We start from the raw sequence: 15,301 nt of genomic DNA, 5'->3' as shown, positions 1-15,301 counted from the left end.
AACGGGTTTCTGCAGCGCCGCGCGTCTTTTAGACGCGCAAAGTTCGCTGTAGCTCTTTCAATCGGTGCATCGAGCTTTCCGAAAATCGATTCCGACTTTCAGGCCGATGCGCTGGTTTCCGCGCGCGGTGTGAGCCGCGCCTTCACGATCAGCGGGTTGATATAGGGCTCCAGGCCCTTCAAGCTCGCCGTCAGCGCGCCGCGCATTTGTTGCACGGATTCAAGGCCGGCGTCGATCATGGAGCGGCGCATGTCGTCGTTGGCGAGCAGATAATTCACCCCCTTCGCCAGCATCTCGACGTCACGCACGATCTTGGCGCTGCCGTTCTTGGCAAGCATCTGATAGGTCTCGCGGAAATTCTGGACATTGCCGCCGGAGAGCACCGCGCAGCCGAGCATGGCCGGCTCGAGCGGGTTCTGACCGCCTTCGGCAAAAAGCGATCGGCCGACAAAGGCTACTTCCGTCAGCCGGAGGTAGAGACCCATTTCGCCGATCGTGTCACCGAGAAATATATCGACGTCGGACGTCAACGGATCGCCCCGGGTGCGGCGCGCGACCTTGAGGCCTTTGGCCGTCAGGGCCGCCTCGACGGCGTCGCATCGCTCCGGATGACGCGGCACGACGATCGTCAGCAGATCATTGCGCTCCTTCAATACCCGATGGACGACCCCCGCCGCATTCTCCTCTCCCTCGAAGGTGGAGATCGCCGCCCAGGTTTTGCGGCTGCCTATCTGCTGCCGATACTCGCGCAGCGCCTGCGGATCGTGCGGCGGCGCATCGGTATCGACCTTGAGATTGCCGGAAACCATGACCGGCAGCGCGCCGAGCGTGCGGAACCGGTCGGCATCGATATCCGACTGGGCGATGACGAGCGCAAGGTTTTCGAAAAGGGCGTCCGCCAGGGATGGGCGCTTCTTCCAGCGGGAGAAGGTACGGTCGGAGAGGCGGGCGTTGACCAGGACCTGCGGAATGTGCCTGCGGCCGAGCTCGACGATGGTCATCGGCCAGATTTCTGATTCGGCAATGATCGCCAGATCCGGCTGCCAATATTCGAGGAAGCGGCTCACCGCCGGCTTGAAATCGAGCGGCACATATTGATGCACGACGCTCGCGCCCAGCCGCTCGGCCGCCACCCGGGCCGAGGTCGTCGTGCCGGTGGTCAGCACCACGGCAATGCCGCGGCGCCGGATCTCCCTGATCAACGGGGTTACCGCGACAGTCTCGCCGACACTGGCCGCATGGAACCAGACGAGCGGTCCATCGGGGCGCGGCGCACTGGCGTGCCCATAGCGTTCGCGACGCCGCGCGGGATCTTCCTTGCCTTTGGCCGCCCTCAGAGCCAGGTAGGGACCCACCATGGGATAGATCGCGGTACCGACCCAGCGATAGGCGGAAAGCGCAAGCCGCGCGCGAAGGCTACTCATATACGCGCGCCCTCTCCAGCGCCGACATCCTCGGCGTCATTCATTTTCCGGGTCGAGCAGGCGATGCATGTGCACAATGAAGTAACGCATATGGGCGTTGTCGACCGTCATCTGCGCCTTGGCCCTCCACGCGGCCAGGGCGCTCTCGTAATCAGGATAGATCCCGACGATATCAAGTTGCTCCAGGTCGCGGAATTGCACCTCCTGAAGCGTCGTCAGTTCGCCGCCGAAGACGAGATGCAGGCGTTGTTTCTTGTCGGTGTCGTGAGCCATCATGTTCCCATTTTCTTTTGAACGGTCGGCGTTGATTTGCGGCATTCGCCCCCAAAGGTCAATGGTCCTCGAGCGCGCGTGTCGCGGCCAGCAAAGACGGCAGTGCCTGCCCGGATGCGGCGCCCAGAAAGCCATGGCTGACAATCTGGCGATTGTAGGACAGTGGTAGACCGTCGAGACCGCATAGTGCGCCGCCCGCCCGCGCAAGAATGAGATCGGCGGCCGCCAAATCCCAGTCGTGGGCGTTCTTCTTGACGATGGTGCCGTCGATGCGGCCATCCGCGATCATCGCCAGCCGATAGGCGAGCGACGGCACATGCGGCACGCGCTCGATCCGTTCGCGATAGGGAGAGTGAAGCTTTTTCACGAGATCCTCGGCGACCGCCAGATGCAGCCTCTCGCCGGGATCGCGAACCGCGATCGTCTCGCCGTTCTTGCAAGCCTCGCCGTCGTGGGTCGCCTGGAACAGCTCTTCAAGTGCCGGCGCGTAAAGAACGGCCGCCGCCGGCAGGCCCTGATGGACGACCGCAACGCTGACGCACCAGAGCTCCTTGCCCCCGATGAAGGCGCGCGTGCCATCGATCGGGTCGACCACAAAGACGGTGTCGCGCGTGAGGCGCGTCTCGTCATCGTCGGTCTCCTCCGAAAGCCAGCCATAGCCGGGCCGGGCGCCGAGCAGCCTTGTGCTGAGGATGTCGTTTGCGGCAAGGTCAGCCTCGCTCACGGGCGAACGGCCTTCATTCTTCCAGCGAACGTCGACCGCCCTGCGGAAATATCCGAGTGCCGTGTCGCCGGCCGCGACCGCGGCGGCAATGATCAGTGCGAGGTCCTCGTCCCAGTTGGGCGTGGCCGAAGGGATCGTTTCAGACATTCAACTCCCTAACGGCGCGAATCGGACCCGCGCGCTCAACGTGGCCGTCCAGTCGGTCATACAGCGTCGCCCGCCTTTTCAGACGCGCAAAGGTCGCTGTCTGATGCGCTAGGATCCGGCAAGGGTCATGCCTTCGATGGCCAATGTCGGCGAGGCGATGCCGAAATTCCTGTCGATGTCGTCGGCGGGCGTCAGTGCCATGAACATCTGCTTCAGATTGGAAGCGATCGTCACCTCGGAAACGGGGAAGCTGATCTCGCCGTTCTCGATCCAGAAGCCGGAGGCGCCGCGGCTGTATTCGCCCGTAACCATGTTGACGCCCTGGCCGATCAACTCCGTCACGTAGAAACCCGTGCCAACATTGCGGATCAGATCGTCCCTCGAAATCGCACCCGGTTCGAGGGCAAGATTGGTCGAGGCGGGGTTGACGGTCGGACCGCCGCGCACGCCGCGCCCGTTGGTCTGAAGGCCGAGTTCCCGAGCCGCCGACGTCGACAGGAACCAGTGCTTGAGGACTCCATCCTCGACCATGGACATTTTCTGACCGGTTACCCCTTCCCCATCGAAAGGACGCGAGGAGGCGCCGCGCACGATCAGCGGGTCGTCCGTGACGGTAATGCCGGACTTCAAGATCCGTTTGTCCATCATGTCGCGCAGGAAGCTGGTCTTGCGCGCGACCGAGGCGCCGTTGATCGCGCCTGCAAGATGGCCCACGAAGCCGCGCGCAACACGTGGATCGAAAACGACGGGCACGTTCTTGGCAGTTGCCACTCGGCGTGGGTTAAGACGGGCCACGGCCCTTTCCCCAGCGACACGGCCGATGTCCTCCGGGCTCCGCAACTCGCTGAAATAGAGGCGGCTGTCATAATCATAGTCCCGCTCCATCTTCGTGCCTTCGCCGGCGATCGCGCTGACGGAACGGCCGAAGCGCGTCGCCATATAGGAGCCGGAAAATCCGTGCGAGGTGACGAGCACGAGCCCGCCCATGCCCGCGCTGGCACCGGCGCCGCTCGAGTTTGTGACACCCGATACCGAGAGCGCCGCCGCCTCGGCCGCGAGCGCCGCTTCCGTCAACGCCTCGCTCGAAACCTCGCGGGCGTCGAACAGATCCAGATCCGGATAAGACTTCGCCAGGCGATCAGGGTCGGCCAGCGACGCATATGGGTCCTCGGGTGAAGCCATTGCCATCGCCACGGCTCGTTCCGCAAGCAGCTTCAGGTCGAAACCGGGATTGGCGGAAACGCTGGCGACCCGCCGTCCGACGAAAACCCGCAGCGAAAACTCGTCGCTTTCGGAGGATTCCGTCGCCTCGACCTTGCCCAGCCGCACCGACACGGAGCGGGAACGGCCGCGTACGACCACCGCGTCCGCCGCATCGGCTCCGGCCTGGCGAGCCCGATCGACGAGTTCGGCGGCGCGTGTTTCAAGGATGGCGGAGTCGATTGTCTCGGACATTGCTGGACCTTTCCTTCCTGCCCCATTTATTGTGCAGTAAGGCATGCATCAAGGGCATCATCACGATTCCCCTTCCCGCATGCAAACGAACGTACGGCCAATCGCCCGGCCTTCCAGGGCGGGAGAGGCCGCCAGCATGGAAACATTGAGCATGGCAACGACACCGTTCATCTACACCGAGCCATTGATGCTGCTCGGCGGTGCCGTGGTCGCGGCACCCTTGTTCAAGCGCCTCGGTCTCGGCACCATTCTCGGCTATCTCGCCGCCGGCGTACTCATCGGTCCGATCGCCCAGCGCATCACTGAGGGCGAGCAGATCCTGCACGTGGCGGAACTCGGCGTCGTGTTTCTGCTGTTCATCATCGGGCTCGAGCTGAAGCCATCGCGGCTCTGGCAGATGCGCCGGGACATATTCGGCCTCGGGTCGGCGCAGGTGGTCCTTACCGGTGCCATTCTCTCCGGTCTTATCGCGTTCTTCGGTCTGCTCGACTGGCGCGGAAGCGTCATTACCGGCTTCGGCATGGCTCTCTCTTCGACCGCATTCGCCATGCAGATCCTCGACGAGAACAACGACACCAACACGCGATACGGTCAGCGCGCCTTTTCCATCCTGTTGCTGCAGGACATCGCCATCGTTCCGCTCCTCGCCCTGATCCCGCTGTTGGCTGCCCGGGCGCCGGAAGCCACGACTTCGCCGCTCCAGGACTTCGCCATAGCGATCGCCGCGATTGCCGCTCTATTTGCAGCGGGCCGCTATCTGCTCAATCCTCTCTTTCAGGTCATCGCCCGCACCGGCGCCCGTGAGGTCATGATCGCCGCCGCGCTGCTCGTCGTCATCGGGGCAGCGACGATGATGCAGCTTGCCGGCCTGTCAATGGCCATGGGTGCATTTCTCGCGGGCGTGCTGCTGGCGGAATCCTCGTATCGCCACGAACTCGAGGCCGATATCGAACCGTTCCGCGGCATCCTGCAAGCGCTGTTCTTCATGGCTGTCGGCCTGTCGCTGCAACTCGGCGTCGTCGCGGCCAACCTTCTCCTGATCCTGATCGCAGTGCCGCTGCTGATGGCGGCGAAGAGCCTTGTCCTCTACGGCCTCTGCCGCGCCCTCGGTTCCCATCACAACGACGCGGTGCGCGTTGCCCTGCTCCTGCCACAGGGCGGCGAATTCGGTTTCGTGCTCTTCACCGCAGCGGCCGCCGCCGGCGTGTTTTCGCAAGGGATTTCGTCCCTGCTCGTCGCCATCGTCACGCTCTCAATGGCGCTCACGCCGGTCGCCGCGCTCCTGTCGAAGCGGCTGTTGCGCGAGCGCGACGAAATGGAGGACGAGATGGAGGAGGATTTCGAAGGCGCAGGCGCCGATGTGTTGATGATCGGTTTCTCGCGCTTCGCCCAGATCGCCGCGCAAATTCTCCTAGCCGGCGGACGCGACGTGACGATCATCGATCATTCCGCCGCGCGCGTACGCCAGGCCGCGACGTTCGGATTCCGCATCTATTTCGGCGATGGCACGCGGCTCGATGTACTTCGCGCGGCCGGCATCGAGAAGGCAAAAATCGTCGCGGTCTGCACCCAGAAGAAGGAAACGACGGACAGGATCATCGGTCTCTTGCAGTCCGAATTTCCGAAGGCGCGCATCTTTGCCCGCTCCTATGATCGGCTGCATACGCTGGAACTGCGCTCCAAAGGCATCGACTACGAGCTGCGCGAGACCTTCGAATCCGGCCTGCTCTTCGGCAGAAAGACGCTCGAGGCGCTGGGAGTCGCCGACGAGGAAGCGATCGGCATCATGGACGATATCCGCCGGCGCGACGAGGCGCGGCTGGTCCTGCAGGAGGCGGAAGGCATCAGCGCGGGCCGCCACATGCTGCATTCAAAGCCGGTGCGGCCGGAGCCGCTGGTGAAACCACGACGGGACGTCAGCCACACTGCCGAAACGCAGGAGCGAGTCCGCTCGGCGCTCGGCGCCGACGCCAAGGCTCGTCCCGACGACACGCTGGCCAACGCCGATTAGCAACCCGCATCAGTCGCCTGGCCGCCAATGGCCGATGCGGTCGGAAAGTGCGCGTTTCATCTGGTCCTTGGCCGGCATGGTGGCGGCGAGCACCTCTTGCGCACGCAGGAAATCGAGGACGCGGAAGCGGCCGACATCGGGACGCAGCAGGAGATCGGGCGCGCCGGCCTTCATCTTCATGGCAATGATCGACTGCATCATCAGTTGGCTTGCGCCGAACAGGCTGTCGATTCGACTCGGGATTGTCTTGCCGTCGCCGTCCGGGCCGCCGACGACGTCGACCGCGACGACAATGTCGGCCGCCTGACGCAAGTGGTCGAAGGGGATCGGGTTATAGATGCCGCCGTCGATCATCACACGGCCGTCGATCTTCACCGGCATGAAGACCGCAGGCAGCGCACAGGAAGCGGCAAGCGCCTTGCGCAGGTCTCCGCCATCGCAGACGCGCTCCGTCTGGCCGTAATAGTCCGTGACCAGGACTTTCAGTGGAATTACGAGCTCGGAAAAGCGGCCGGGAATCGCCTCAGGCAGAAAGGCCTTCAACACACGCTCGATGTTGAGCTGCCCAAAGCGGAAGCCGTTCGCCATGGCCTCCGAGAGGCTGCTCGGCCTCAATTGCCAGAGCCGGTTCAGCACTTCGCCGCGATGGCCGACCGTCGAAAGCGCGTGCTCGCGAATTTCCCTGCCGGTCATGCCCGCTGCCATGGCGGCCCCCATGAGCGCGCCGATGGAGGATCCGGCGATTGCAACGGGGCGGATGCCCATCTCGTCGAGCGCCTCGATCACATGAATATGGGCAAGGCCGCGTGCGCCGCCGCCGCCAAGGGCGAGCGCCACGGTCGGCTCAGCTTTCTTCGTTGCCGAGTCCAGCCTCGACAGGTTCTGCTCCATCGACAGCTCCCTTCCATCAGCGGCCGTCTGCTCTCGAGCCCGCCCGATCCACCGCGCTCTATCGCATCGATCCGAGAATCATACTCGATTTCGAAAAGCTCGATACCGCAGTTTCAAAGAGTTGCAGCGACCTGGCATGTCTGAAACGACGCGCGGCGCGGCAATGCAGGCTGCTGCACGTCCTTGGTCGATCTCGATTGAGCAACAAAGAATGCAGCAATTCAAAGTGCTACAGCACCGCGATAGCGGAAAAAATGCATGTGCGTATCTGCGAAGGCGCGCGTATCGCGCAGTTCGAAGGCCAACGACAGCTGCGGTCGAACATCCGCCCGCTCCTCCAGCACGGCGAGCGCCCCGGGCACGAGCCATCCGCCGGCGGCAGCGGCCTCAAGCGCGCGTTCACCGAGTCCCTTGCCATAGGGCGGGTCCGCGAAAACCAACTGGAACGGCTCCATCGTTCCGACGGGCCCGAGATCGGTCGCGTCGCGCCGGAAGATCTTTGCGCGCCCCTGCAGGCCGAGCGCTTCGATATTGACCCTTAGAATCCCGCGGCCTTCCACGCCCTGTTCGACGAAAAGCGCCTGGCGGCAGCCGCGCGACAGCGCCTCCAGGCCGAGGGCGCCGGTGCCCGCGAAAAGATCAAGCACGCGCGTATCGTCGAGGGCCCCGGGATAGCTGTGACTGAGGATGTTGAACAGGCTTTCACGCGCCCGGTCCGTTGTCGGCCGGATATCGTTTGACTTCGGCGTGGCAAGCGAGCGACCCCGGAACTCACCAGCGACGATGCGCACGGCCTACGACTTCCCCTTGCCGCGGGGCTTGCCGCCACCGGTACGGCCGCCGGGTTTTCCCCCGAATTTGCCTCCGCCCGACTTGCCGCCGCGCGGTCCGGAAGAGCGCGGCGGGGAGGATTTCGCCCCGGCCGGCTTTGTGCTCGCAGACTTGCCGCCTGCCGGTTTGGCATTGGCGGGCTTCGTGCGCGAGCGATCGCCGGAGACACGATCCTCGTCGCTGCGGCGTTGCGGGCGCGCGGCGCGTTCGCTGCGCTGGCGCTCGCCCACCTCCCGGCGCGGCGGACGATCACCATGGTCGCGCGAATTCCGCTCGGCGGCGCCCTCCGTGGAGCGGCGCCGCTCGAACCCGCCGGCCGTCTCACTCGTTCGACGTGCTGGTTTGTCCGCGCGGCCTTTCGCGGCCGGGTCGCGAGCGCCCGCCGCCTTCGCATGAGCATCCGGCTTGCCGGAACGCTTCGCCTCCGCATTCTTGCCGCGCGCGGGCTTCGCCGCGGGATCATCCTCTGCCGCCTTCGATTTCTTGGTGGCTACGGGGCGGGCGCCGGGCGCCATCCACACATTCGACGCGCGGCTGCGGCGCTGCGTCGGGCGAGGCTGGCGCTCCTCGGTTCTGCCAGCGCCACGCTCGCCGCGTTCGCGCGAACGGCCATCGGCGCGGCGCGTGTCGAGCCGGGCAAGCGCGCGTTCCCGCTTGTCCTCCTTCTGCCACGTGCCGCGTTCGTGCTTATCCCCCTTAACCTTCTCGTCGCGCTCTTCCATTTCGCGGGCAGGTGGCTGGTCGTTGTACAGCGGCGCGTCGAAATTCGCCTTCGCTTCCTCAATGAGCCGGGGCCCAAGCTGTTCCCTCAGCGTTCTGCCGCGGATTTCCTGGACCTCGCCCTCCGGCAGGTCGCCGAGTTGGAACGGACCGTAGGAGATGCGGATCAGCCGGTTCACGTCAAGGCCAAGTGCGCCGAGCACGTTCTTGATCTCGCGATTTTTCCCCTCGCGCAGACCCATGGTGATCCAGACATTCGATCCCTGCACCCGATCAAGCGTCGCATCGATGGCGCCGTAAAGGACGCCGTCGACGGCAATGCCTTCCTTCAGCCGGTCGAGGGCGGCCTGGTCGATCTCGCCATGGGCGCGAACACGATAGCGACGCAGCCAGCCGGTCGCGGGCAATTCGAGCACGCGGGCGAGCCCGCCGTCATTCGTGAGCAGCAGCAGCCCCTCGGTATTGATATCGAGGCGGCCCACCGACAACACGCGCGGCAAGTCCTCGGGCAGCCCATCGAAGACAGTCGGGCGACCCTCCGGATCGGCATTGGTCGTCACCAGACCCGCCGGCTTGTGGTAGAGCCAGAGCCGCGTGCGCTCGATGCCGCGGACCGGATGGCCGTCGACTTCAATCCTGTCGGCGAGCGTCGCGTTGACGACCGGCGTATCAAGCTGGACGCCATTCAAGGTCACGCGCCCTTCCATGATCATCCGCTCGACATCGCGGCGCGAGGCAACCCCGGCACGGGCGAGAAGTTTCGAGATGCGTTGCGGCTCGCCGGCACCCACGGAATCCGCGGCGGTGCCGCTCCTGGCCGGTTTCGTTGCGCCAGTCTTCCTGCCTCCGGAAGAGGATTTGCTGTTCCGGGATTTGGCCTTGCCGGGCCCCTTGGGCGTGTCTTTGGATGTCATTTCTATTGCCTGCCTTTTGCCGCTGTCCTATCAGGTCGAAGGCTTTCGGTTAAGCGAAATTATGAGCAAGTGATGGCGGAAACAGCGCGCTTCATGGATGCGGCCCTCGCGGAGGCCCGCAAGGCGGCGGCACGGGGCGAGGTGCCGATCGGTGCGGTCGTCGTGCTCGATGGCGAAATGATCGCCGCCGCCGGAAATCGCACCCGCGAACTCCACGACGTCACTGCCCATGCCGAGGTCGAGGCGATCCGGCAGGCGGCAAGCGCCGTGGGCGACGAGCGGCTTGCCGGCGCCGATCTCTATGTCACGCTGGAGCCCTGCACCATGTGCGCGGCCGCCATCTCCTTCGCCCGCATTCGCCGCCTCTATTATGGAGCCGAGGACCCGAAAGGCGGTGCGGTCGAGAATGGAGTTCGCTTCTACGCCTCGCCCACTTGTCATCACGTTCCGGATGTCTATTCCGGTCTCGCCGAGCGGGAGGCCGCCGAAATTCTCCGCGACTTCTTCGCTGCCCGGCGGTGATTCTCAGTCAGCCGCCAGAGCTTCGAGCTCCTTGCCCGTGAGCCGATAACGCGTCCACTCCGACAGCGGCTCGGCGCCGATCGACTCATAGACGCGGATGGCGGGCTCGTTCCAGTCTAGGACGCTCCATTCGAAGCGGCCGCAACCCTCGGCAAGGGCGACGCGCGCCAGATGCTTCAGGAGCAACTTTCCCGCGCCGGAGCCGCGATGCTCGGGCGAGACGTAGAGGTCCTCGAGATAGAGGCCCTTGCGTGCCTGCCAGGTGGAGTAGTTGTAGAACCAGACGGCGAAGCCGGCAGGCTTGCCATCGATCTCGCAGATGGCGGCGCGGGCGGCCGCTCGCGGTCCGAAAAGCGACCCCTGAAGCAGTTCCACAGTGGCCTCGACCTCGTGCTCCGCCTTTTCGTAGACGGCGAGCTCCGTGATGAAACGCAGAATCGTCGTTGCATCTTCAGCAACGGCATCGCGGATGCTAATCATGGCTTAGAACGGCCAGTACCATTTGCTGCCGCTGTTGGCGATCTGCGCTTCCTTCTTGCGCCGACGCTCCTTGTCCTTCTCCGGCTCGCCCAAATCAACCTCCGCCCCTTCAGGCAGGCGACGATATTCGAGCGGCGGATCGCTCAGGAAGCGGCGCTTGTCAGAATAGGCGCCCTGCTCGATCTTGCGCGCTTCGCGATAGGCCTGCTGCTGTTCCTTTGACGAGAGCCGGCGGCCATTGGAACTCGCCTTCGCAAGTGGCGAAACGTAATTGGGATTGTTCTTGTTGGCGTCCGCCTCCTCCCGCAGACGTGCGCGCGTCTCTTCGGGAGACTCGACCCATGCCGGATTGTTCTCGCGGCTCGCAAGCGACGGCTGCGGCTGGATCAGCGCAGTCTCCTGCTCCTTCGGCGGCAGAACCAGTGCCGGGCGGGGCTGATACTTGACCGGGTCCCGCTTCGGCGGAGCGAGGCTGACGGCGCTGCCGAGATCGTCGAGCAAATGTTCGCCGGCCGTCTTGTCGGTGCCGTAGGTCGGCCCGCCGACGCAGCCCGAGACAACAAGGCTGCCCGCCACGACCGCGGCAACGCCAACGAACAATCGCAACTCTCGCGTCATTTGAGATTCCTTCAAGCCAGCCCCACCCGCGCCCCTCGCGGTCATCCAAGCGCCCATGGCGGAAAAATCCGCCAAATTTCGGGCAGGTTGTACCGGATGAACGGCTCAAGCGCAATTCATCCGGTAAACATCGGTTACGCTTTGAAACCGAGTTCCCGCAGCGCGGCGGCATCGCGGGCGGACACGTCCGGGTAGAGCGGATCGGTTCCCACATCGGAGGTAATGCGCCAGGAGCGGGCGCATTTGCGGCCTGCCGCGAGCTTCGGCACGACGCTGACCCTGGCCACCTCCGGCAGAGTGAAGGCGCCCGCCGGCCCTTCGGCTCCATCGACCTCGATCGCCGAGGTGATGCAGATCTCGGCGAAATCCTGGCCCTCGAGCGCCTTGCGAAGATCCGGATCGGCGACATGCACGATCGGAGCCGCTTCGAGTGACGAACCGATGCGCTTGTCCTTGCGCTCGATCTCCAGGGCACCGGTCACGACCTTGCGCACCTCGCGGATCTTCCGCCATTTCTCGGCGAGTGCTGCGTTTTGCCATTCCGCCGGCACGGCGGGGAACTGCTCGAGATGCACCGAGACCGCATTCGGATTGCGAGACAGCCAGGCTTCTTCCATGGTGAAGGGCAGCATCGGCGCAAGCCAGGTCACCAGGCAATCGAAGAGCGTGCGGATAACCTGCAAAGCGGCGCGCCGGCGCAGCGACGACGGCGCATCGCAATAGAGCGCGTCCTTGCGGATATCGAAATAGAATGCTGACAACTCGACATTCGAAAAATCGATGAGCGCCCGGGCGATCCGTTTGAAGTCGAAGGCGTCGTAGCCCTCGCGCACAAGCCGGTCGAGCTCGGTAAGGCGATGCAGCATCAATTGCTCGAGTTCCGGCATGTCGGAAAGGGCGATCACCTCGCCCTTGTCATGCGCGAGCGTACCGAGCATCCAGCGGATCGTGTTGCGCAGCTTGCGGTACGCGTCGATATTGGTCTGGATGATGGTCTTGCCGAGACGCTGGTCTTCCCAATAGTCGGTCGTCATCACCCAAAGGCGCAGGATATCGGCGCCGGCATCCTTCATCACTTCTTGCGGCGTGACGGTGTTGCCCTTCGACTTCGACATCTTCTCGCCCTTTTCATCCATGGTGAAGCCATGGGTGATGACGGCCTTGTAAGGCGCGCGCCCGTGCGTCGCGCAGCTTTCGAGCAGCGAGGAATGGAACCAGCCGCGATGCTGGTCCGAACCCTCCAGATAGACGTCGGCCGGCCATTTCAGGTCTGGTCGGTCTTCGAGCGTGAATGTGTGGGTCGAGCCGGAATCGAACCAAACGTCGAGAATGTCCATGACCTGGTGCCAGCGGGCATGGTCATGATCGTTCCCGAGGAAGCGTTCCTTGGCGTCCTCCGCGAACCAGGCATCCGCCCCCTCCTTCTCGAAGGCTTCGAGGATGCGGGCGTTGACCTCGTCGTCGGCAAGGATCTTGCCGTCGTCGTCGGCGAAGATGGCGATCGGCACGCCCCAGGCACGCTGGCGCGACAGCACCCAGTCCGGACGCTGTTCGATCATCGCGCGAAGGCGGTTCTGGCCCGCGCCCGGCACGAAGCGGGTTGCGTCGATCGCGTTCAGCGCCCGCGAGCGCAGCGTCGTGCCGTCGCCGAAGTCCTTGTCCATATAGACGAACCACTGCGGCGTGTTGCGGAAGATGACCGGCTTCTTCGACCGCCAGGAATGGGGATAGGAATGCTTCAGCCGTCCCCGGGCAAAGAGTGTGTTGCGGGCGATCAGGGCCTTGATGACGCGGTCGTTGGCATCGCCCTTCTTGCCCTTGTCGTCGATCACGCGTCCGGCGCCGCCTTCCGCATCCGGACCAAAGCCAGGCGCGTCGGCGGTGAAATAGCCGGCGTCGTCGACGGTGAAGGGAATTGCCGACGAAATTCCGCGCGCTTCAAGCGCCCGGGCGCTGTCCATCCAGGCCTCGAAGTCCTCGCGGCCGTGGCCGGGTGCCGTGTGCACGAAGCCCGTGCCGGCATCGTCGGTGACGTGCTCACCGTCGAGGAGCGGCACCTTGAAGGCATAGCCGCCACCGAGGCCGTGCAGCGGATGGGCGCAGACCACAGCCGCCAGTTCGCTCGCCTCGATGTCGCGGACGAAACTAAACGTGACCTTCGCCTTTGAGGCCGACTCCTCCGCCAGACGCTTGGCGAAGACCAATCTTTCGCCCGGCTGCGGACCATAGTCGTTCTCGGCGGTCGCGACCTCATAGAGGCCGTAGGCGTAACGGGACGAATAGGCGATGGCGCGGTTGCCGGGGATCGTCCAGGGCGTCGTCGTCCAGATGACGACGAATGCGCCGGCGAGCGCATCCGGACCCTCGGTGATCGGGAACTTCACCCAGATCATGTCGCTTTCGACGTCGGCATATTCGACCTCGGCCTCGGCAAGCGCCGTGCGCTCGACGACCGACCACATGACCGGCTTGGAGCCGCGATAGAGCTGCCCGGCCTTGGCGATCTTCATCAATTCGCCGGCGATGCGGGCCTCCGCATGGAAGTTCATCGTCGTGTAAGGGTTTTCGAAGTCGCCCTCGATGCCGAGGCGCTTGAATTCGTCCGCCTGAACCCCGATCCAGCCGCTGGCGAAGTCACGGCACTCCTTGCGGAATTCGTTGACCGGAACCTCGTCCTTGTTCCGGCCCTTCTCGCGGTATTTCTCCTCGATCTTCCATTCGATAGGAAGGCCGTGGCAGTCCCAGCCGGGCACGTAATTGGCATCGAAACCGCGCATCTGGAACGAGCGGTTGATGACGTCCTTGAGAATCTTGTTCAACGCATGGCCGATATGGATGTTGCCATTGGCGTAGGGCGGGCCATCATGCAGCACGAATTTCTCGCGGCCGGCGGCGGAGGCGCGAAGCTTTCTGTAGAGCTCCATCTTCTGCCACCGCGCGACGATTTCCGGCTCCTTCTGCGGAAGGCCCGCACGCATGGGAAAATCCGTCTGCGGCAGATAAAGCGTGGAGGAATAATCGATTTTTTCAGCGGTTTCTGTCATGGTCTTTGCATTCGTCTTTCCCGCGCGGATTCATCGCGCATGCGGAAGAATTCTGTCTCTTGAAGATGCAGTGGGGGCGCGAAACGCCGAAATCCCGGACCTTCCGGCGCCGCCTAGCGCGCGCGGAAAGCCGGGCCAATAATTCGCTGATCGACAATCAATCGACGGTGCCGGGTCATGGTGGCCGGTTCTTTAAGGCGTTTTCGGCCTTTTGAAAAGGTCCGCCGCTGTCGGGCGGCCGATTTCTTTCGGCGACGTCATGCGAAGTTCAGGCTTCGATCGATCTCGCTCAAGGGCTGGACGCCGGCTACAAGCGCTCGCGCCTCGCTCTCGTCCTCTCTCATCTGCGCCATCAAGGGTTCAAGTCCATCGAATTTCAACTCGTCGCGAAGGCGGCCGAAGAAGGAGACGGCGCAGACCTCGCCGTAGAGTTCGCCGGCAAAATCGAAGACGAAGGTTTCGAGCAGCGCCTCGCCGTCGCTGTCAACCGTGGGCCGACGGCCGAAGCTGGCGACACCGTCGTAAAGCACGCCGTCGGCCCGGCGGAACCGTACCGCATAGATGCCGCTCTTGAGCTCCGCCTCCGGCGGCAGGCGCATATTCGCGGTCGGATAGCCAAGCGCTCGCCCGAGCTTCTTGCCGCCGATCACCTCCGCCTCGACCATATAGCGGTAGCCGAGGAGCCCCGCCGCCTGCGCAACGTCCCCCTCGGCGAGCAGGGAGCGGATGACGCTCGAGGAGATGACGTCGGCATTCTCGTCGCGGAAAGCATCGACCAGGGTTACGCCGAAACCTTCCCGCTCGCCCGCCGCCATCAAGAAGGCCGGGCCGCCTTCGCGCCCCTTCCCGAAATGGAAATCGAACCCGGTGACCACATGGGAGGCATGCAGCCATTCGCGCAGGATGCGGTGAATGAAATCGAAGGCCGAAAGCTCCGAAAAGGTCCGGTCGAAGGGATATTCGATGACCGCGCCGAACCCCATGCCCTCGAGGATGCGCGCCTTGAGCGGCGCGGGAGTCAGACGGAAGACTGGCTGGTCGGGCCGGAAGACCGTGCGCGGATGCGGCTCGAAGGTGAGTACCAGAGCGGGAACGCCTCGGCCCCTTGCCTCGTCCAGCGCACGATTGAGCACCGACTGGTGGCCGCGATGGACGCCGTCGAAATTGCCGATCGCAACCACGCCGCCATGAAGGCGCTCCGGGAGCGGGTCGCGGGTTTCGTTGCGATGAAAAACCGTCATCTCCAT

At 64.1% G+C, this 15,301-nt stretch carries 13 protein-coding genes; 2 read left to right on the top strand and 11 right to left on the bottom strand.

The genetic code is table 11. The features are described from left to right. Positions 1 to 98: 98 nt before the first annotated feature. From waaA to EKH55_RS02020, 4 genes are all read right to left on the bottom strand, one after another. Entirely contained in the window at positions 99 to 1,424 is a 1,326-nt protein-coding gene (gene waaA / locus EKH55_RS02035) for a lipid IV(A) 3-deoxy-D-manno-octulosonic acid transferase (RefSeq protein ID WP_069460322.1), read from the bottom strand. Positions 1,425 to 1,460: 36 nt separating this feature from the next. After that, positions 1,461 to 1,697, bottom strand: coding sequence for a DUF4170 domain-containing protein (locus EKH55_RS02030; RefSeq protein ID WP_069460806.1), 237 nt, complete (start codon positions 1,695 to 1,697; stop codon positions 1,461 to 1,463). Between the two features lie 58 nt (positions 1,698 to 1,755). Then, positions 1,756 to 2,568: a 3'(2'),5'-bisphosphate nucleotidase CysQ gene (locus EKH55_RS02025; protein WP_151610892.1), complete on the bottom strand. Its 813-nt coding sequence runs from the start codon at positions 2,566 to 2,568 to the stop codon at positions 1,756 to 1,758. Positions 2,569 to 2,676: 108 nt separating this feature from the next. Next, complete coding sequence (locus EKH55_RS02020; RefSeq protein ID WP_069460320.1) at positions 2,677 to 4,023, bottom strand: TldD/PmbA family protein; 1,347 nt, start codon at positions 4,021 to 4,023, stop codon at positions 2,677 to 2,679. 151 nt (positions 4,024 to 4,174) lie between these two features. On the opposite strand from EKH55_RS02020, the gene EKH55_RS02015 reads away from it, so the two are divergent. Further along, complete coding sequence (locus tag EKH55_RS02015; RefSeq protein ID WP_151610891.1) at positions 4,175 to 6,034, top strand: monovalent cation:proton antiporter-2 (CPA2) family protein; 1,860 nt, start codon at positions 4,175 to 4,177, stop codon at positions 6,032 to 6,034. Between the two features lie 9 nt (positions 6,035 to 6,043). Here EKH55_RS02015 and EKH55_RS02010 read toward each other — a convergent pair whose 3' ends face one another. The 3 genes from EKH55_RS02010 to EKH55_RS02000 form a co-directional block, all read right to left on the bottom strand. Next, positions 6,044 to 6,925 (bottom strand): patatin-like phospholipase family protein, encoded by an 882-nt coding sequence (locus EKH55_RS02010; RefSeq protein WP_069460318.1) that lies wholly within the window; start codon positions 6,923 to 6,925, stop codon positions 6,044 to 6,046. A gap of 221 nt (positions 6,926 to 7,146) precedes the next feature. After that, a complete protein-coding gene (gene rsmD, locus EKH55_RS02005) occupies positions 7,147 to 7,716 on the bottom strand; it encodes a 16S rRNA (guanine(966)-N(2))-methyltransferase RsmD (RefSeq protein ID WP_069460317.1) in 570 nt (189 codons plus the stop codon). Positions 7,717 to 7,719: 3 nt separating this feature from the next. Then, positions 7,720 to 9,390, bottom strand: coding sequence for a pseudouridine synthase (locus tag EKH55_RS02000; RefSeq protein ID WP_069460316.1), 1,671 nt, complete (start codon positions 9,388 to 9,390; stop codon positions 7,720 to 7,722). Between the two features lie 72 nt (positions 9,391 to 9,462). Here EKH55_RS02000 and EKH55_RS01995 point away from each other — a divergent pair, with 72 nt between their 5' ends. Beyond that, positions 9,463 to 9,912, top strand: coding sequence for a nucleoside deaminase (locus EKH55_RS01995; RefSeq protein ID WP_069460315.1), 450 nt, complete (start codon positions 9,463 to 9,465; stop codon positions 9,910 to 9,912). A gap of 3 nt (positions 9,913 to 9,915) precedes the next feature. On the opposite strand, the gene EKH55_RS01990 is transcribed toward EKH55_RS01995, so the two are convergent. The 4 genes from EKH55_RS01990 to EKH55_RS01975 all read right to left on the bottom strand — a co-directional run bounded on the left by EKH55_RS01990 (position 9,916) and on the right by EKH55_RS01975 (position 15,295). Further along, on the bottom strand, positions 9,916 to 10,392 hold the full coding sequence (locus EKH55_RS01990) for a GNAT family N-acetyltransferase (protein ID WP_069460314.1): 477 nt from the start codon (positions 10,390 to 10,392) through the stop codon (positions 9,916 to 9,918). Between the two features lie 3 nt (positions 10,393 to 10,395). Beyond that, positions 10,396 to 11,010, bottom strand: a complete 615-nt coding sequence (locus EKH55_RS01985) for a hypothetical protein (RefSeq protein ID WP_069460313.1) — start codon at positions 11,008 to 11,010, stop codon at positions 10,396 to 10,398. Between the two features lie 134 nt (positions 11,011 to 11,144). Further along, the gene (ileS, locus tag EKH55_RS01980) at positions 11,145 to 14,054 is read right to left on the bottom strand and encodes an isoleucine--tRNA ligase (RefSeq protein ID WP_151610890.1); all 2,910 of its coding nucleotides are present in this window, start codon (positions 14,052 to 14,054) and stop codon (positions 11,145 to 11,147) included. A 257-nt stretch (positions 14,055 to 14,311) separates the two neighbouring features. After that, positions 14,312 to 15,295 (bottom strand): bifunctional riboflavin kinase/FAD synthetase, encoded by a 984-nt coding sequence (locus EKH55_RS01975; RefSeq protein WP_069460805.1) that lies wholly within the window; start codon positions 15,293 to 15,295, stop codon positions 14,312 to 14,314. Positions 15,296 to 15,301 lie beyond the last annotated feature (6 nt).

Source organism: Sinorhizobium alkalisoli (genome assembly GCF_008932245.1).
Lineage (GTDB): Bacteria > Pseudomonadota > Alphaproteobacteria > Rhizobiales > Rhizobiaceae > Sinorhizobium > Sinorhizobium alkalisoli.
The sequence above is the reverse complement of the archived record's forward strand: the minus strand, read 5'-3'. Positions and strand labels throughout refer to the sequence as shown.